Consider the following 19,795-nt stretch of genomic DNA (forward strand, 5'->3'; position numbering starts at 1 on the left):
GGCCAATAAGTATAAAGTTGCTGATTGATTCCTGAAGACCTCTTTTGCCCCTGGTTGAGCAAGGCTAACTAACAATCAATGTCAAAAAGGTATCGAACCCAATTTTTGGGAAGCTTAACCCTGCCTTAACGATTTATCAAAGTAAGCTCAATATCATTCAACTTGTCTAGACAACTAGCCACCCATGGATATCTGGTCCATAACGTCTAGTCAATCGTCATACTGCTACGGTTCAGCTCGAGTTCTCCATCCCGTTATACATGCTGTATTTCCCTGTTTAATCGCACTCTGGGTCTGTTGAACTCGCATCGTTTGTTAATTCAGCTCAGCAAGTATTTTCTCTTCCCGTCTGCTCGGCGTTCTATCTTTTAGTTCCCCAAATAGGAATGTCACTTATGCTTTCAAGAAAACGGTTTCTAAGTCTTTGTTCCACGTCCCTAGCCAGTTTAATAGTCGCCATTGCGGTCAACGGATGTGTTGTCAAAGAGGATACAAACACTAGCGGTGCCAATACATCGGGTGCGGCAGCCGTTGATACCGCCAGTGCAACAGCAGGTTCGATTACTGTTTACACTGCCATCGAAGATGACCAGATTGAAGGCTACCTAGCTGGGTTTAAGTCTGCCTATCCGGATATCGACGTCAACATTGTGCGTGATTCGACAGGAATTGTTACGGCTAAACTCTTGGCGGAAAAAGATAATCCTCAAGCTGATGTTGTCTGGGGATTAGCCGCGTCCAGCCTGGTACTGGCTGATCAAAAAGGACTGTTAGAACCCTATGCCCCGGCAGGGTTGGAAAAAGTTGAGGCGCGATTTCGGGATCCTCAAAATCCTCCCCGCTGGATTGGCATTGATGCCTGGATTTCTGCATTTTGTGTGAATACCGTAGAAGTAGAGGCTAAGGGATTGCCCATACCCGAGTCCTGGGAAGATTTAGCCGATCCAGTGTACAAAGGTCATCTGGTAATGCCAAATCCAGCATCGTCGGGGACAGGCTTTTTGTCGGTGTCTTCGTTGCTTCAGCTCAAGGGTGAAGAGGGTGGCTGGCAGTATCTGGATGGGTTGCATGACAATATTGCTCAGTACACTCACTCAGGTTCTAAGCCCTGCAAATTAGCAGGGGCAGGTGAATATCCCATTGGTATTTCCTTTGGCTATCGGGCGGTTAAGCAAAAGAATGATGGAGAACCCATCGAACCCGTCTTTCCACAAGAAGGGTCTGGCTGGGAAATGGAAGCCAATGCTCTGATTAAGAAAGACAACATTAAGCCTGCGGCTAAAACCTTTTTAGATTGGGCCATTACCCCTGAAATTTCTGAGAAGTATGCGAAAAGCTATGCAATCACGGCGGTGAAAACAGATGTTCCGGTACCCGCTGGTTTCCCTGCCGATCCCATTGCTCAACTGGCCGAAAATGACTTTAATTGGGCGGCTGAGAATCGCGATCGCATCCTAGAAGAATGGACCAATCGCTACGACGGCAAGTCTGAGCCTAAAGAATAAATCCATCCCCCAGCTAGCTAGGAATTACGACAATGCATTCTCCTAATGAGCCTAAGGTTTCGTCCCAATCCATCCCTTCGGTTGACTCTGACCCGTTAGTTCAACGGCACGGTACCGTTGTCACAACAGAAAGGCAGGCCGAGCCCTATTTGCGTATCGAAAACGCCTATAAACAGTTTGGTTCCTTTGTTGCCCTCAAAGCCATTTATCTAGACGTTTATCCAGGTGAACTAGTCTGTCTCCTGGGACCTAGTGGTTGTGGTAAATCCACACTGCTGCGTATTATTTCTGGCCTTGATCCCCAAACCAGTGGACGCGTTATCCAAAATGGGAAAGATGTTTCAGCACTCCCTCCTTATCAACGAGACTTTGGAATCGTATTTCAATCCTATGCCCTATTTCCTAACCTGACCGCAGCCCAAAATATTGCCTACGGTTTAGAAAACGCAGGTCACCCAAAAGAACAAGTTACAGCCCGAGTTACAGAGCTTTTAGACAAAGTAGGTTTAGGCCAAATTGGTCATAAATATCCAGCTCAAATGTCCGGTGGACAACAACAGCGGGTGGCCTTAGCACGGGCCTTAGCACTCTCCCCTGGATTATTGCTGCTGGATGAACCCCTTTCTGCCTTGGATGCTAAAGTGCGTGTGAAACTGCGTAGCGAAATTGCCCGTATACAAAGGGAGTTGAATATCACCACAGTGATGGTGACCCATGACCAACAAGAAGCCATGGCCATGGCCGACCGTGTGGTGGTAATGAACAACGGTTACCTGGCCCAGGTGGGAACTGCTTACGAGATTTACCAACAACCCAATTCTCCGTTCGTAGCTGACTTTATTGGTACAATGAACTTTCTTCCAGGACAGGTCATCTCCACTGATCAAGTTCAATGTGGAGAGTTATATTTGCAGACCCCCAGAAATGATGTACCGACCAATCAAGCAGTCACCCTGGCAATTCGTCCTGAAGATGTTCAAGTCTTGGGAAAGCATGCTCCAGTAGGTCTTGCAAACGTTCTTTCAACCGTAGTTACAGGTCTAGAATTTTTAGGGTCTAGCTATCAACTATCCCTGATGCCAATAGATGTGGTGACTCAGTCCGGCACAGAGGCAGCCTCACCAATGCTGGTGGAAATTACCACTACAGAGGCTCTGAGATTTGACTTGGGCCTGCAATCTCAGCTGGTGATTCAATTCCCCCCAGAATCTATTCGTGTATTTGCAGCAGAAAACTAATCGATTCAGAAAGTAACACTTTTACGACAACAAGACAGTAAAGGTTTTTGAAATCATGACTGTTTCTCCATCCTTACCGCCACCAGCTGCCTTGACCGCTGGTAATAAGCCCATTAAACAAGTGATTACCCGAGAAGACTGGATCATGCGGGGCGCACTGATCTTGGCTGTTATTTGGCTCACCGTGGGTGTGATCTTACCTTTGTTCCCTATGGTGTTGCGGAGTTTACAAGACACCGATGGTGCCTGGGTGGGCTTTGATAATTATCTAAAATACCTGACAACGCCTTCTCTGCTGGCCTCTTTTGGTAACAGTTTATATGTGGCATTTCTGACCACCCTGGTTTCCGTTAGCCTGGCCTTTGTATATGCCTATGCCCTGACCCGTACCGCCATGCCTGGTAAAGGTGTCTTTCGACTATTGAGTCTGTTACCCCTTTACATTCCCCCTCTAGCCCATGCGATTGGCCTGATTTACCTATTTGGAAATCAGGGATTAGTCACTCAAGTAGGTTGGGACATTAATTTGTATGGCCCCACAGGTATTGTGATGGGGGAATTTTTCTACTGTTTTCCTCAGGCAGTGGTGATCTTGACCACGGCTCTCAGTCTGACAGATGCTCGTCTGTATGAAGCAGCTCAAGCTCTGCGCACATCTCCTATTCGTACCTTTTTTACGGTTACCTTGCCAGGGGTTAAATTTGGCTTAATTAGCTCCATTTTTGTCTGTTTTATTCTTGCCTTTACGGATTTCGGAGTGCCTAAGGTTGTTGGTGGGGATTTTAATGTTCTGGCCACCGATATTTATAAGCAGGTGATTGGCCAACAAAACTTCTCCATGGGTGCCACCATCAGTGTGTTCCTGCTGGTGCCTGCCGTGCTGGCCTTTGTGCTTGACCGCATGATTCAGCGTCGGCAAACAGCGTTAGTTAGCGCTAAAGCCGTTCCATTACAGCCCAAACCACAGCCAGTTTTGGACTGGATGATGTTTGCCTGCTGTACCCTGATTGCCTCAGCGGCCATCATTGTGTTTGGCACCATTATCTTTGCTTCCCTGGTTAAAGTATGGCCCTATGACTTTAGTCTAAGTTTGCGAAACTATGACTTTAGTCGTGTCGGTGGCGGTGGCTATAGAGCTTATTGGAACAGTATTCGGATGTCGTTTTACACAGCAGTCTTGGGAACTGCTTTGGTGTTTACCATTGCCTACTTAGTTGAAAAAGGTAGGGGCATGAAATGGCTACGGAATGTAACTTACTTTCTCTCGACAATACCCTTAGCATTACCAGGACTCGTTTTGGGTCTGGCCTATGTGTTCTTCTTTAACCAGCGCACCATCAGTATTCCCTTTACTGGCTATGCCCTGCTAAATCCACTCAATGGACTATACAGCACCATGGGAATTTTAGTCCTGTGTACGATTATCCACTTTTCGACAGTTTGTTTCTTGACTGCCAGCACAGCTCTAAAACAACTTGATCCAGAATTTGAGGCAGTATCGGCCTCTCTGTCAGTCCCGTTTTATAAAACCTTCTGGCGGGTAACGGTCCCCATGTGTTTACCGGCGATTCTGGAAATTGGGATCTATTATTTCATCAATGCCATGGTGACGGTATCGGCGGTGATCTTTCTCTATCCACCCAAACTACCATTAGCATCTGTGGCCATTGTCAATATGGATGATGCGGGAGATGTGTCTGCGGCGGCAGCGATGTCAGTGTTAATTGTGTTGACAAGCTTAGGGGTTAAGGGAATTTATTGGTTGCTAACGAGAGGGTTACAACAACGAACCCAGACATGGCTTAAGAAATAAGCCTATAAACCTTGTTCATAGGAGAAAACTTTAGTTTTCAACATTCCAGGATCATCTATTCTCTTGCTGACTGTAGCTCTAAGGTGGTGGTGGCAGCCCGACCAAATTCTTCGGGGGCATATTCCAGCTGTACCTCTGAGCCAGGCCAGAGGAAAGTGCCGGGTGTGACTGAACGGACAAGATAATGCAAGGTGTAGACACCTGTGTCGAGGTAGTCAGCATAGGCAAGGATGCGATCGCGACCCAACTGCTGATAACCAATCTGCCAACTATCCTGCTGCGGCTGGAAATAGGCCGTACTCGTCTGGAATGACGTGTCAATGGGCTCCAGACCCGCAGGCAGCGGATCCGTAATCACCACATGGTTCACCGGATGGTCGGTAATAATTTCCAGGCCCACATCAAACACCTGGCCTACGTCTAATGAGAGATTCTCTTTTACCCGACTCAGACCCATTTGATAGAGCATCTCTGATTCGTTTGCTGGACGCACTGTGCGGGTGACACGCAAGCCTTGTAAACGACCGGGAGCATTACCTTTTAGCCGATAGCGATAGGCACTCAAGTAGTGTAGTTCTCCGTCACCAGCTTTGTTAAGGACTAAATCTGACGTACCCTTGGGCAATTCTGCCATGGGAATAGAGATATCTAAACTCGGCTGCTGATAGCCTTGGAACTGTTGTTGAGCCAATTGCTTACTGGCCAACTGGATCGTTGCCTCAAAATTAGGCGGCTCAGGCAAGCGTCGAGCATAGGTCACTAGCGCACCGAGGGCTTGAGCATTGTTGTAAGGGAATCCCCAGCTGCCTTCCCGCCGCAGGGCTAGTAGGCCTTCTACCAGTCGTCCCAACAGTTCAGGACTGCCCTCTCTTGCTACAAACAGATTTAAGATTTCAGCCTGGGCCCTCACAGGGGAGTGGCACCAACCCCACCCATCGGGCAGGTTCACCGTAGCACTGCGGGCTGTTTCGTAAACCGATTCCTGAACCTGATTGGCCAGGGTATCAGCTGCCGTTTGCCAATTGTCCAACTGAGACAGATAACGCGCTAGCTTAATTTGGCCAACCCAGTCAAACTCGTCGCGATTGTCGTATAGGTATGACAAAAAGTCTTGTCGCACATCGCCTAGATCCGACAATGCTAACAGCACTTCTAAACGCACCTGGCTCTTGCATTGGGGCGATGAACACCAGTCCACCTGCCCTGGATTTTTTAGCAGCTCAGATAGATACTTCTGGAGCTGGCTCATCAAGGCTCCATCCACCGAGAATCCAGCGGCTTTGGCCTGGGCCAAGGATCTAGCGGCATAGGGTGTGACAAAGGGGTCAGACTGTTCACCGCCTGGCCAGCTGGAAAAGCCACCGTCGGGACGCTGTAATATCTTTATGCGCTGCAGTGCCTGATTGGCTTTTGCTTGTGGATCAAATCCATCCAGCACCTGACCATATTGCTGGCTGAGAATTTGTAAATTAGCCGCAATACTCAGCTGACTGGCTGCCGTGGAAAGATTCGGTAACGACTCTACCCACTCCATCTGTTGCACCGGTGCTTTGATATCCGTTAGCAGGGTGCTAGAGAGAGAGACATCTAAGCCACCCACATCCGACACCACATCTTTGTCCACATTCACGGGAATGGTGACCGGGTCCGTAGTCGATCCTGCATCTACCACCTGTTCATTAATCGTCAACGGCTTGACAGTTAACGGCAGTTGGAAGCCGTCAGCCTCATCGCCTAGCTGGGTCTGAAATTGTATCTGCGCTTCTCCCGCTGTGGTTACTTCCATAGGGAAGCGATAGGCCTGGGTGCCTTTTTTACCACGTTCTTCAAGGCTTGTCGTTGACTCTTCATCAGCAAAGCTCAGGCCGTCAGCCGCATCTCCCTGGATTTTTAACCGACCCCGCTGGTCTGTGGTATTAGTCACCGACAAGCCAGCCATTATGCGATCGCCAGGCCGAGCAAATTGGGGCAAAATTGGCGCAGTGATTAAGGGCTGGGTGGCAACAAACGTGGCATCGCCATTGCCAAAATTTAGATTGCCGTCAGTAGCCACCACCATCACGCGCCAGGTGGTGAGATTGTCGGGTAGGGTAAAGCTCACCTGAGCTTGCCCCTGATCGTCCGTCAGTACTGAGCCGTTATAGTAGGCCAGCGCCTGAAAGTCTTTGCGAATGCGGGTACTCTCACCGCCTGCCGAGAATCCGCCGCCATAGCCCCAGCCTTTTTCTAGGGGAGAACTCAGCGGTCGTAACACCACATCCGAACGGTTATCCGCAAAGCGGGTGGAAATGGACTGTTCGGCATACACCGTCTCCACTAAATCCGGTGGACGATGGCCACTAAGCTGGAGGACGGCTTCATCTACTACCATCACTGTAAACTGACCTGACACAGGCTGCTCTTGATCATCCTTAAGGGTGAGATTGAGTGTTTGCTCGGCAGCCGGACGAATCTCGGATTCAGTGGGTGTCACTTCTGGCTTTAGATAACGAGACGCCAGATCTACTTGAAATGGGGCAAAGCCAATGCTGGTTAGATTCTCCAGATTATTAACTTCGACAGTTTCCAACCGCTCTCCCTGGCGAACAAGAACGACTTCCACGGCTGCATTAGGCAACATGTCTGGGGTAACGGTGAATTGCACCTGGGGTGCGCCACCGCTAACGGAAACCACTTCTTCATAGAGGGTGTTTTGGCGGACTACGGCAAAATACAGTTCGCCTGCGTCATAGGGCGATTGGATCATCGCCGTGGCTGTTTCTCCAGGGACGTAGCTGTCTTTGTCCAGCTGCACCTCTAGCCGATTATTGTTATAGCGGCTGCCCCAGTAAACAGGGTTAGCACCAGACACCCAAATCCGGGTATCCGTAGCAGAGCGCTCATCACCCAACGTGGCCTGAATGCGGTAAGGTCCTGCTTCTTGGGCTGTCAGCTGCACTGTTTTAGTCGTATTACCAGAACGAACCGTTACCTCATCTACTAGCTCATATTCCACCTGATAGTTGGGGTTAACACTGCCCTCAATCACCTCAGTGACGCTGGTGTAATTCATGCGCTCTAGCGCCAACTGTACTGACTGACCAGACTGAGCTTGCCCCGCAGCATCGGTAACAATCACCTCCACATCGAAGGGCTCTCCAGCATCGGCTACAAAATCACTCTGCAAACCGATCAACCGTTCCTCTGGCAGCACCGTCACCTCTTTTGTATCAGCAACTGAAAGATTGGAAACATCCACCACCTCAGCATCTAAGCGATAGGTCATGGGGTAGGGCAGGTCATCAGTAATCTCTACGGAAAGCTGACTTTGCCCCTGGTCATCCAGGGTTTGGCTAGTCTCTAATACATCACTGGCAACAATGGGGCGTTCCTCTGGCCAGTACCATCGACGACCAAAGGAGAAGTCTTCCCAACCCTCTGGAATAAACGTCGTTGGCTGACGAGTGACATAGTAATTGATCTCACTTCCCTGTACCGGTGCTCCAAATAGATAGCTGCTTTCTACACTGGTTGAAAGACTATCGCCTGCCACTGCTGTTTCTTGATCAAGGCCCATGGCAACCTTAAAGTTAGGCGGCTTAAATTCGGCTACCCGTAAGTTCCCCAGCAGTTCTACGCCATTGTCAGCAGAGGCCAAAACGGAGTAGTAGCCCAAAGGCTGATCGGCACTGATATCCCATTTCACAGAAAAGGTGCCAAAGTCATTGGTTGTTTGGGTGCCCAGGTCAATTTTCTCACCCTCAGGCCCTTGTAGAGTGATGGTATAAGGGCTGTTTTTGTCTTGACGCAGGCTGCCCTTCTGTAGATAGTAGGCATTGCCAGTCAGCCAAGCGGTTTCTCCGGGCTGATAAAGAAAACGGTCAGAAAAGACGTTTCCACGGGAAATGGGCTGACTCCCTTCCCAACCTGCATAAATACCGTAGCGAGAACTGCCGGTATAGGGTGTGGTGCGGGCAAATGCCCAATCGTTATCTTCACGGGCAATCACGAGTAGTTCTGGCGGGTCATCAAACGTCTCAGCTCCATTCATACAGGATTTGAGAGCTTGGGCATTTAATTTCAGGGTGCCGGTGTTGTCAGTGTTACCTGTGGCACAGGGCTGGGGTGTCCCTACTGGAGGATTGCCTTCGTAGGTGTAGGCGCGATAGATCGAGATGGGGGCCTGCTGGACGACTGAGCCATCTGCTAAATGGTGTACCCGCACCTGGCCTGAGTCTGGGAACCACTGGGCAAAGACACCCAGGTTGGTGAGCTGTACCAGTCCGTAATAGTTGGGTTCATGCCAGCGTTGAGTGCCGTTGCGATTATAGGTGCTGGCGCGGGCCGTAACGCCATAGGCCAACATGCCGGTGTTGCCCCCCAGCTGTTCTCGTAGGGGCACGGGAATATCAGCAAAGGTATTCTTCTCAGCGGCGACAGAAAATGAGGACCAGGTGCTGCGGTCTGGCAACAGACTTGTGTTGTTACCACGGGGATAGGCCGTGTCAGTTTTGACTAAATCCGTTGGTTGAACAACCTGATAGGCAGCTTTATAGGCGTTGTCTGGCAGATTCACTGCCGATATGTTGAGCTGCAAATCTTGGTTAGCTGGGAAAATGTTGAGCCCCGTGGGAGCCCAGATGTCACCGGTTAAATCACTGGGGGTATAGTCCACCGTCACCGGACTACCCAGGCTTTGGCCAAAGCGGTCTTTTAAATCAGCTCCAAAGGTAATAGTGTAGGTGGTTTGAGGCTCCAACGACCAGGGATTGAGGCTGACATACGTGTCATTATCGTAGGCTCGGAGTAGGCGAGTGCCTGCTTGAATGGGAGGATCGATGGTGATTTGTTCAGCAGCGCTTTCAGCCACTAGTCCATTATTAAATACAAGCTGGGCCAGGCCATTGGTAAATCGACCAGTAGCTCCACCGGGTTGTCCTGCGCCTACCATCTCTAACTTCTCGAAGGCTAGGGGGCTGTAGGTGGTAATCAGACTATCAATACTATTTTCAGTGGGGAGATTTCCACCTACAGGCTGCAGTCCAGGTGAAATGCTGAGAAAGTATTGAGTGGCTTTTTTGAGGGGGCGATTGGGGGTGACATGGTACTGCCAGGGACGTGTCGAGGTACCAAACTTTTCCCGAGCAGATAGATACTCGTCTTTGTAATCGGCCTCAACTACCCGTACTGGAATTGAACTGGCTTGGCCTTCAGTCTCTTGATCTTCAGTCGAGAGTTGTAGGTGTTGTTTTAGGGAAGCTAGATCAAGCTGAACGTTAGAGTTGAACTCTAGGACAGGTTCTATATCAATGGGGTCCTCGGCTGATCCTCGTCTGCTATCAATACCAGGCAGGTTAGTGATTTTAATGGGCTCTGTGGTGAAGGTCCAGGCAAGGTCCTGGTCTAGCTCATGGTCGGAGAGATCTTTTAGACCGGCTTTCAGGGTGACGCGCACTCGGGTGGCCTTGGGAATGGCGCGATCGGCCTGGAAACCAACCATACGCGGGGTGAGAAAGCGAAATTCACCAGGGATGGGAGGGAAGACTTCAAATTTTTCTAGGGTAGCGTTACGCCCTTGACTTTCCAAACTCTCCACTGCCACCAACGGCTCAGCAAACCGAATCCTTATCTGGGCTAGTGTTTCAGCTTCTCCAGTAGGGCTAATCTGTTCAATCCAATCGGGCGGGTCTGGGTCGGTGAGTGCGGCCACTGCTGGCAATGGTTCGGGCGGTGGAATGGGAACACTCTGATCTTGCGTACGCAAAGCATTGGGACGATTACAGGTGGCCAACAGTAATGTCAGAACAAAACCGATCAGTCCGTAGATCAACAGCTTTCGTAGCTTTTTCCTTTCTGACATTGACTCCACCACTGGCCACACTTCTTTGTCATATCCAATGGGACCTGACAGATTACGGAAATACCTACAATTCTTAATTCTGGATAGAATCTGTGTTAGAAAACGTTATTGACTTTTCCGAAGAGAAAATCCAGATCTTACAGGTTGTTCATCAGCTAAAAGTACATCAAACTGCACCTGGGCTCGCCGGCTGCCGCTACGGACATCTAAATGCCACTGTCCTGGCTGCATCGACCAAAACAAAGAGGGTTTGCCAGAAGACTCTAACGTTTGACCATTGAGCTGCCACTCGATAGTTGAAGACTCCTGAGACGTGTTATCAACCACCTTAAATTCCAGACGTTGGTCTTGGGCATTTGGATATAGCAAAAACTGACTGCCTGTTTTAGGCGAAACAATTATTAACTCTGCACTGTTTTCAGCCACATTGGTTTGGTTTGATTCTGTTGTGTTCTGTTCATAATCTGCCAAATCCTCCAGGGCAAAATACTCCTGGACGATGGCTTCACAGTCGGATGTGGGTTTCTGGCCAGTCAGTGTACAGATAGGTCGTTTTACCATGCCATCAGGTGAGGGGAATCGTTCAGGTTCATGGGTCTCATGGAGATGCACCATAATTCGATGCCACAGGGGAGCAGCCCCCATCACACCAGAAACATCCTGCATGGGGGTGCCATCAAAGTTGCCGACCCAGGTGGCAACGGTGTAGTCAGAAGTAAAACCAACGGTCCAGGTGTCGCGAAAATCCGAAGAGGTCCCGGTCTTTACAGCTGCTGGGAAGGGCAGGTTGAGGACAGAATCGACACCGAAGGCAGCGGCACGAGCGTGAGGGTCGGAGAGGATATCAGTGATAAGAGACCATGTGGGAGAAGGTGGCAAAAGCTTTTCCTCCCCTAACGCAGGGGAGGTGCCGTAGGCGGAGGAGTCTCGATCGGTAGCGCCAAATGTCGATACCCCCCTGTCGGTCCCCCTTATGAAAGGGGACACACTCGACCGGCTGTGACTCATAGGTAACGGCTCATTATGAGTTGCCTTTCGAATTGGAGAGAGAGTCATACTTGGATCACCCTGATGAGCAAGGGTTAAATAGGCCTGTGCCAGCTCCCACAACGACACTTCGCCACTGCCAAGGGCCAGGCCTAAACCATAGTGGTCAGGAGACTGATCTAGATAGGTAAAACCCAGCTGGCGCAATCGCTCCAGAAAGTTATCAACACCGACCTTCTCCAGAATATGCACAGCTGGGATATTCAGAGAATTACCAAGAGCAGCTCGCACCCGCACCGGACCTTGAAACGTTTCACTAAAGTCGGTGGGGCTATAGAGCTGAGCCCCAGGAATCGCATAGTGTGTGGGCACATCCGCCAGGATAGTGTTGGGCTGAATGATGTTTTGTTCTAACGCCAGCTGATAGAGGAAGGGTTTAAGGGTGGACCCTGGCTGACGCAGAGCCTGAACACCGTCGTTTTGACCGGTCTGTTGACTAGAAAAGTATTTTGGGGAACCCACATAGGCTAGAACGTCACCTGTGGCATTTTCGATCACGAGGGCGGCGGCGTGGCGTACATTTTTTAGAGCTAGCCCTTGAACAGCCTGTTGCACCTGGGCAGTAACAAAACGCTGAAGGGACAGATCGAGACTGGTATGGACTTGGGCAGGGTGATCCGTAGGGAGCTGTGCGGCCAGCCAGAAGAGAAAGTGTGGTGCAACTAAAAGCCCCTGATCAATCGATTGGACAGTAACGGGTTGGACATAAATGCGCTTGACTTGAGCCTGAGTTAGTGTGCCATCGGCCACCATTTGATTGAGAACATACTGCTGTCGCTGTTTGAGATTATCCCAATTAGTGTAGGGGTTAAGGGCTGTCGGAGCATTGGGTAAAGCGGCCAGCAAACTTGCCTGGGCAACTGTTAGATCGGCGGCAGGCAGCCCAAAGTAGACACGGGCAGCGGCTTCAACGCCGTAGATATTGCCCCCCATGGGGAGTCGGTTAACGTAGGCGGCAAGAATTTCATCCTTAGTCATGCCTGCGGCCAATCGCCAAGCGTACCAAATTTGTTGGGCTTTTCCGAGAAATGTGCGCGGGACAGGGTTTACCATGCGAGCCAGTTGCATGGTCACAGTGGATGCGCCACTGACAATGCGGCGGGTACGAATGGCCTGTAAACTAGCGCGGGCTAAGGCCTGTAGATCGACAGGGCCATGGTGATAAAAGCGTCGGTCTTCAGCGGCGAGAATAGCGTGCTGAAAATGGGGGGAGACTTGGGATAGGGGAACAACAGCGGTGTGCTCTTGGTCGCGGGAAAGGAGGGTACCAAGGGGGAGAGAGTTGCGATCGCGAAACTCCACTGCCTGATCCACCTGGGCTAAATCCGTCGCATGAATAGGCATCAAGTAGGGGACACCCCGCACAACCAGCCCCGTCAGCAACAGCACCACACTGATTTTCACCCGTAAATTCCGTCGCCATATCCAACGACAACCCGTTCTGAATAAGTGCTGAAGAGATTGGGGCATAAGCTTTTACCCCGATACTGCTGTAAAGCCCTGCTCATCCGCAGCGGTAATCCACAACTCTTAATAAATTAGGACAGGCCAGTACCCGATGGCAGACATTCAGTACCTTAATCACGACCATAGGTTCAAATCTGGCAGAGCCATCTTACTCACTGGAAGCGGTGTCTGGCATCTTAGGTTGAGGATCGGTATTGTGCCAGTTAACTTCTAGCCGATAGCGATTTTTTTCAGTTTCATAGTCTTTAGACCAGCAGCGTTCTAATAGTTGAGACCTGTAGGATATGGTGAACTTACGAGGATTCCACACGAATTGGACATCGCGCTCAAACAGGGGCTGATTAAGGTAGTCCCAGAGTGCAAATAGGAGAGAAAATTTGGGGGATGGCTTTGGGTTAGTCATAGTTTAAATACTTCCCAAGAGTTGGCATAACTATCCAACGCTGGTGGGGGAGATGCGAGGGTTAAAAAAAGCTGTTGCTGATTTAGAGGATGAATCGAATCGCAAAACTGGCTAACAGCCTAAATGTGACAGATACGTCCCATACTGAGGATCAGCAGCAAAAAATAAAAATAGAACAGCGTTAGCTGCTATTCCCCTATATCTACTCAATGGGCCAATGACCTCAGGTCTTTTCTAAAAAAGAAGTCATCGTTTCTCCTTAAAACAGCTTAGATGTGGAGATTTCCTAATTTCACGTTAATCCTAAAGCAAGAATGTGAGCTTCTTATGAAGCATGGGTTTACTATCCGGAATCGTTGGAAAAGCATTATTCTGTTAGCCGTGCGATCGCAAAAAATAGACGTCAAATAAGGCACTTCATTGCCAAGCTACTGAAGGCTTTGGCTGCAATCACAGCAAGTCTCATGGTGCGGGTTGCTCAATGCTCAACTCTGAATATGTGAAACCAGGATGTGAACTCGTATTTCTAGGGGAATTCGCTAGAATCTCTGGTAATGGAGCTAGGACCTGGTCAATTGATGACTTCACCGAACAAAAGGCAACTCTTCGATCGCTGGGCACCCCTGTATGACCTGTTATTTCCGTCAGTATTTTATCAAGCCACCCATCAGCGGCTGCTAGATTATGTTGACCTACCGCAGCATTCCCATGTGCTTGATATTGGCTGTGGGACCGGGCGTTTGTTGGATCGCTTAGCAGCTAAGTATCCTGACCTCCAGGGCACGGGTCTAGATTTTGCGCCTGAGATGCTACGTCAGGCGCGTCGCACGAACCGCCATCGCCCTCGCTTAATTTTTGTGCAGGGTAATGCTAACCCACTGCGTTTTGCTGACAAACAATTTGATGCGGTTTTTAACACGTTAAGTTTTCTGCATTATGCTGCGCCAGACCAGGTGTTTGCTGAAATTTATCGGGTATTACGTCCGGGGGGCAGGTTTTATTTGGTTGATCCAGCTGCACGGGTATCAACGGAAACGTTGAAGGTTCCAGTTTCTCCAGGTGGGATTAAATTCTATGGTTCGCAGGTGCGAGAACACATGGGCACTCAAGTGGGATTTCGATGTGTGCAACATCAGTATCTGCTGGGGCCTAATTTGATGACTATGTTTGTTAAGGAACCCTCTTAACGCCATAAGCTTAGTTTTTAATCCCCCCTGATACAGCTACGGTGTACACACATCTCGAAAGGGAGTTCACAATCCTGCATTACCCCCCTTAATCCCCCCTTGGTAAGGCAGGGTTGTTTCGTGTTCACCAGAGAAAATCTGTAAGGCTTATTACTTCGTTCATACTGAATCGAGAGATGATCGCAGGGAGCCAAAACCGGTTGCTTGGGGTCCCTCCGAGTTCCCCAAACCCCCATGGTTAGGGCCGGGAGGCCGCCCTAAGACCCAGCCTACTAGGTTGTCCTCAATGGCATTAACTTAAGGGTTACGGCGGGGTCGATTAATCAGGTTATCGCATTGTTGTTTGGCCCACCTTCATGTAGAGCATGCCTTTCCTCAAATAAGCTTTCAATGCCTCCAGATTTTCTGTCCAGACAATGAAACAGCCCTGCCTTGGTAAGGGGGGAAGCTCCGGTTCTCCCCCTTGGTAAGGGGGAGTTAGAGGGGGTTAGACAACCGTAAACGCTAATTTCCAATACTTGTGTGTACACGGCAGCCTCTGATGCAGAGCAAGCTATTTTAATACTCTGTGGGAATGGCACCATAGCCGCCGCCGCCGGGGGTTTCGATGATGAAGGTATCGTCTGCTTGCATTTGGATCATGGCTTTACTGTCCAAGGTTTTTGTTGTGCCATCTTGGCGCACAACAGAGTTGTGACCGGTCTGACCAGGTGTGCCGCTATGCAGGCCAAAGGGGGGAACGTGACGATGGTTGGAGAGAATGGCGGCTGTCATGGGTTCCCGAAACTTGATGCGACGGATGACGCCATTGCCGCCTGACTGTAAGCCCTGGCCGCCGCTACCCTGACGAATGGCAAAACCCTCTAACAAAACAGGGAAGCGCCATTCTAAGACTTCTGGATCGGTCAGTCGGGAGTTGGTCATGTGGGTTTGAACGGCATCGGTGCCATTGTAATTGGGACCTGCGCCGGAGCCACCACAGATGGTCTCATAGTACTGATAGCGTTCATTGCCAAAGGTGAAGTTGTTCATGGTGCCTTGGGATGCGGCCATGATGCCTAGGGCTCCATAGAGGGCGTCGGTAATCACCTGGGAGGTTTCCACATTGCCGGCCACAATAGCGGCTGGATAATGGGGGTTGAGCATACAGCCAGCGGGGATAAGGATCTCCAAGGGCTTTAGACAGCCGGCATTGAGGGGGATTTTGTCGTCCACCAGGGTGCGAAATACGTAGAGTACTGCTGCTTTGCAGACGGCTTTTGGGGCGTTGTAGTTGGTGGTCTGCTGGGGTGAGGTGCCGGAGAAATCGATGCGGGCACTGCGGCGGGTGCGATCGCAACTAATGGCCACCTGTATCTGACAACCGTCATCCATTGCATAGGTAAACTGGCCTGGATTGAGCACATCAATCACCCGACGCACCGATTCTTCAGCATTGTCCTGTACGTGTTGCATATAGGCCTGGACGGTGGGTAGACCATAGTGCTGCACCATTTTGTTTAGCTCCTGCACCCCTTTTTCATTGGCGGCAATTTGGGCCTGGAGATCGGCAATATTCTGGGTGGGGTTACGCACCGGATAGGGTGGCTGGGTGAGTAATTCCAGGAGTTCCTGTTCTCGAAAATGCCCCTGATCCACCAGCTGGAAGTTGTCGATCAGCACACCCTCTTCGTTCACCGTTGTGCTGTTGGGGGGCATAGAGCCTGGAGTGATGCCGCCAATGTCAGCGTGATGTCCCCTGGAGGCAACATAAAAGAGAGGGGATATCGGCTGTTCAGACTCAGGTGAGGAGACCCTGGGAAAAACAGGCGTGATTACGGTGACATCTGGCAGGTGAGTGCCCCCGTTGTAGGGGTTATTGAGCACATACACATCGCCAGGTTTTAGGCTATCACCCTTGGCTGCAATCAGGCTTTCGATGCTTTCACCCATGGACCCCAGATGAACGGGAATATGGGGAGCGTTGGCCACCAGCTGCCCCTGTTGATCAAAGATGGCGCAGGAAAAGTCTAATCGTTCTTTGATGTTGACCGAATAGCTGGTCTTTTGCAGGGTAAAGCCCATCTGTTCGGCAATGGCCATCAACAGATTATTGAAAATCTCCAGCATGACGGGATCGGCAGTGGTCTGCTGGGACAGCTCTCTTGGTGGTGACAGCGATTCTGTGCCAGTGGCTGCTGCTGGGTCTTTATCTTTAGGGGATTTGGTCAGGATGAGGTGGTTGCGATCGCTAATCTCCACTACCCACCCCGGTTCAACAATATTGGTACCGGTTGCCTCCACAATAATGGCGGGGCCTGAAATGTGATCACCCGGTCGTAGCTCACTGCGCTGAAATAGGGGCGTGGATTGCCAATCATCGGCTGTAAACATCGTTACTGTGGTGGCTGGCTGGGGGGGATGGGAACGGAGAGACCCAGGGGTGGGCTCCGTTGGCAGCGGCATTTTGCCAACAACTTCCACTGAAACCGCTTCTACAATCAAGGGCTTCTCCGCCATGGTGAAGCCGTAGCGCTGGTGGTAATCTCGCTCAAACTGGGCCTGCATCGTGGATAAATCTCCAAAGGCCACGATCAGCGCTGAGTCGGTGCCCTGATACCGAATATGCACCTTGGGTAGGATCTCAATGCGGTCATCGGCAACCTTCTGGCGTTTTACCTCGGCAACCGCAGGGGCCGTGATCCCAGTTAGTTTGTCTTCCAGGTCCGGCAGCAAACTAGCGACTAAAGGTTGTTCTATCGCTGCCTGGCGTAGGGCTCGCAGGTCGGCCAGCCCCATGCCATAGGCCGACAACACACCGGCCAGGGGGTGAATAAAAATCTGTCGCATGCCCAGGGCATCGGCAATCAGGCAGGCATGTTGCCCAGCCGCTGCCCCAAAGCAGGACAGGGTGTACTCTGACACGTCATGGCCCTGCTGCACTGAGATTTTTTTGATGGCATTGGCCATGTTCTCAACGGCAATGGCCAGAAAGCCAGCTGCCACTTGCTCGGGCGATCGCACATCACCGGTCGCCTGGTGAATCTGTTCAGTCAGATCTGCAAACATTTGTTGGACAACTTCGCGATCCAGGGACTGATTTCCCTCAGGGCCAAACACCTGGGGGAAAAATTCCGGCTGGATTTTGCCCAGCATAACGTTGCAGTCGGTAACGGTGAGGCAGCCGCCTTTGCGATAGCAGGCTGGCCCCGGATTAGCGCCAGCAGAGGCTGGTCCCACTCGATAGCGGGCTCCGTCAAAATGCAAAATGGAGCCCCCACCGGCTGCCACCGTATGGATTGCCATCATCGGTGCCTTGATGCGAACACCTGCCACTTCTGACTCAAATACCCGTTCGTATTCACCGTTGTAGTGGGAGACATCGGTGGAGGTGCCGCCCATGTCGAAGCCGATGATTTTGTGGAGATTTGCGATCGCACTCGTCTGTACCACCCCCACCACACCGCCAGCAGGTCCCGAGAGAATACTGTCTTTGCCCCGAAACAGATGGGCATCGGTCAGCCCCCCATTGGACTGCATAAACATCAGCTGGGGACCTTGGTTAGGCTCTGTTTGAGTAGTGTTCTTACCGTCTGAATTATCTGTGCCCACGGCACCCAGCTCCAACGCCACCCGATCGATATAGCGCTTCAAAATCGGCGATAGGTAAGCGTCCACCATGGTGGTGTCCCCCCGGCTGACCAGTTTCATTAGGGGGCTAACTTCGTGGGACACCGAAATCTGCGTAAAGCCAATGTCCTTGGCCAGGGCCGCGATCTGATGCTCATGATCGGGGTAACGATAGCCATGCATCAGCACAATGGCACAGGAATGAATACCCGCATCATAGGCCCGTTGCAGTTGGGGCAGCAGCGACTCCGTTTCAACCGGCAATAGCTCCTCGCCCTGGGCGCTATAGCGTTCCTCCACCTCGATCACCTGCTCGTAGAGCATTTCTGGCAGCACGATCTGGCGGGCAAAAATGTCAGGTCGATTCTGATAGCCGATGCGCAGTGCATCTTTAAAACCCTGGGTAATAACCAGTAGGGTGCGATCGCCCTTGCGCTCCAGTAGAGCATTCGTGGCCACCGTGGTGCCCATCTTCACCACACCAATTTGCTCGGTGGGCAGCGGCTGTCCTGCTGCAATCCCTAAAATATCCCGAATGCCTTGCAGCGGCGCATCCACATATCGTTCTGGGTTTTCCGATAGCAGTTTATGAATAACCAACCCCCCATCGGGTCGCTGGGCTACCAAATCAGTAAATGTGCCCCCTCGATCAATCCAGAATTGCCAGCGATTTCCAGAATTAGATAACTTTTCCATGGGGACAACTACACACAGGCCAAAGGCTATGGTATCGAGTTCTGCTCTGGGGTAAAAGACATCAGCCCATCAACTCAATTTCTGGATGGGGTACCCCCAGGGCTTCAATGGCATCTTTAATAGACGCTCGATCTTTTACAGTGTGAGAAAATGCTTTGTGCCTGCGGGCAGGGGGCAGAAAATCATTTAAGCTGCCATGGAAATGAAATACTGCCTGGGGCATTTTCTACCTGTGCATCGTCACCTCTTAAAATTTTGCCAGGTTTCAAGGCATTGCGATCGCGCCGAGCAGTTATCACCACAGGACAACATCATAAAAGTTGACGGCGTTAACATAATTAACGAAAATAGGAGTCTGCCTGAGAATTTTCAAACTCAAGGTTTATATGGCGACAAAAAAGAGCTATCACCATGGAGATTTACGACGGGCATTGCTAGATTCTGCCCTGGCAATTATTACGGAGCAGGATATATCTGCCCTATCTTTACGGCAGGTGGCTCGTCGGGCTGGGGTATCCCACACAGCTCCGTATCGTCATTTTGCTGATAAAGAAGCGCTGCTGGCCGCCGTCGCCGAAGAAGGTTTTCGGGAGTTTAGTCGCTACTTGGAGCAGGCTAGAGATGCTGAATCGACTCCGCTGGCCCAGCTACAGGCAACGGGAATCGCCTATGTTGAATATGCGCTACGCTACCCCACCCACTATCAGGTGATGTTTGGCAGTTACTGTGCAGATGCAGATGCGTTTCCTTTGTTAACAACAACGGCTAATAAGTCTTTTCAAATTTTGGTGGATATTATTGCGGATGGTCAGGCAGCCCAGGAAATACAGCCAGGCGAGCCACAACTATTGGCGTTGGCCAATTGGTCGTTGGTTCATGGTTTGGCGATGCTGCTACTGGATAATCGCTTAGGGATTGAAGGGGATGCGGTTAAACCGCTGATTGAGAATACGTTACAGCTGATGCAGCAGGGAGTAGCGCTGTAACGTTC

The 19,795-nt window shown here is 50.7% G+C and carries 10 protein-coding genes; 5 read left to right on the forward strand and 5 right to left on the reverse strand.

All coding sequences use genetic code 11. From position 1 onward, the window contains the following. Positions 1 to 395 precede the first annotated feature (395 nt). From U2F10_RS08590 to U2F10_RS08600, 3 genes are read left to right on the forward strand one after another with little or no spacing between them, the layout of a single operon-like run. Positions 396 to 1,505 carry a putative 2-aminoethylphosphonate ABC transporter substrate-binding protein gene (locus U2F10_RS08590; RefSeq protein ID WP_499871732.1) on the forward strand — a complete coding sequence of 370 codons (1,110 nt, stop codon included), beginning with the start codon at positions 396 to 398 and terminating at the stop codon, positions 1,503 to 1,505. Between the two features lie 32 nt (positions 1,506 to 1,537). Next, complete coding sequence (locus U2F10_RS08595; protein WP_163664907.1) at positions 1,538 to 2,743, forward strand: putative 2-aminoethylphosphonate ABC transporter ATP-binding protein; 1,206 nt, start codon at positions 1,538 to 1,540, stop codon at positions 2,741 to 2,743. A gap of 55 nt (positions 2,744 to 2,798) precedes the next feature. Beyond that, positions 2,799 to 4,556 carry a putative 2-aminoethylphosphonate ABC transporter permease subunit gene (locus tag U2F10_RS08600; RefSeq protein WP_499871733.1) on the forward strand — a complete coding sequence of 586 codons (1,758 nt, stop codon included), beginning with the start codon at positions 2,799 to 2,801 and terminating at the stop codon, positions 4,554 to 4,556. A gap of 55 nt (positions 4,557 to 4,611) precedes the next feature. On the opposite strand, the gene U2F10_RS08605 is transcribed toward U2F10_RS08600, so the two are convergent. From U2F10_RS08605 to U2F10_RS08615, 3 genes are all read right to left on the reverse strand, one after another. Next, positions 4,612 to 10,395, reverse strand: coding sequence for an alpha-2-macroglobulin family protein (locus tag U2F10_RS08605; RefSeq protein WP_499871735.1), 5,784 nt, complete (start codon positions 10,393 to 10,395; stop codon positions 4,612 to 4,614). Between the two features lie 105 nt (positions 10,396 to 10,500). Further along, positions 10,501 to 12,912 (reverse strand): penicillin-binding protein 1C, encoded by a 2,412-nt coding sequence (gene pbpC, locus U2F10_RS08610; RefSeq protein ID WP_499871736.1) that lies wholly within the window; start codon positions 12,910 to 12,912, stop codon positions 10,501 to 10,503. Positions 12,913 to 13,057: 145 nt separating this feature from the next. Further along, the gene (locus tag U2F10_RS08615; protein ID WP_163664899.1) at positions 13,058 to 13,312 is read right to left on the reverse strand and encodes a hypothetical protein; all 255 of its coding nucleotides are present in this window, start codon (positions 13,310 to 13,312) and stop codon (positions 13,058 to 13,060) included. 578 nt (positions 13,313 to 13,890) lie between these two features. Between U2F10_RS08615 and U2F10_RS08620 the strand changes: the two genes are divergently transcribed. Beyond that, entirely contained in the window at positions 13,891 to 14,499 is a 609-nt protein-coding gene (locus tag U2F10_RS08620; protein WP_250564956.1) for a class I SAM-dependent methyltransferase, read from the forward strand. Between the two features lie 558 nt (positions 14,500 to 15,057). Here U2F10_RS08620 and U2F10_RS08625 read toward each other — a convergent pair. Both U2F10_RS08625 and U2F10_RS08630 read right to left on the reverse strand, forming a co-directional pair. Beyond that, positions 15,058 to 18,804 (reverse strand): hydantoinase B/oxoprolinase family protein, encoded by a 3,747-nt coding sequence (locus U2F10_RS08625; protein ID WP_499871739.1) that lies wholly within the window; start codon positions 18,802 to 18,804, stop codon positions 15,058 to 15,060. Between the two features lie 61 nt (positions 18,805 to 18,865). Continuing rightward, complete coding sequence (locus U2F10_RS08630; protein WP_499871741.1) at positions 18,866 to 19,027, reverse strand: ubiquitin family protein; 162 nt, start codon at positions 19,025 to 19,027, stop codon at positions 18,866 to 18,868. Positions 19,028 to 19,190: 163 nt separating this feature from the next. On the opposite strand from U2F10_RS08630, the gene U2F10_RS08635 reads away from it, so the two are divergent. Next, complete coding sequence (locus U2F10_RS08635; protein ID WP_499871743.1) at positions 19,191 to 19,790, forward strand: TetR/AcrR family transcriptional regulator; 600 nt, start codon at positions 19,191 to 19,193, stop codon at positions 19,788 to 19,790. The last annotated feature ends 5 nt before the right edge of the window (positions 19,791 to 19,795 follow it).

Source organism: Leptothoe sp. EHU-05/26/07-4 (assembly GCF_043421015.1).
Lineage (GTDB): Bacteria > Cyanobacteriota > Cyanobacteriia > Phormidesmidales > Phormidesmidaceae > Leptothoe > Leptothoe turfae.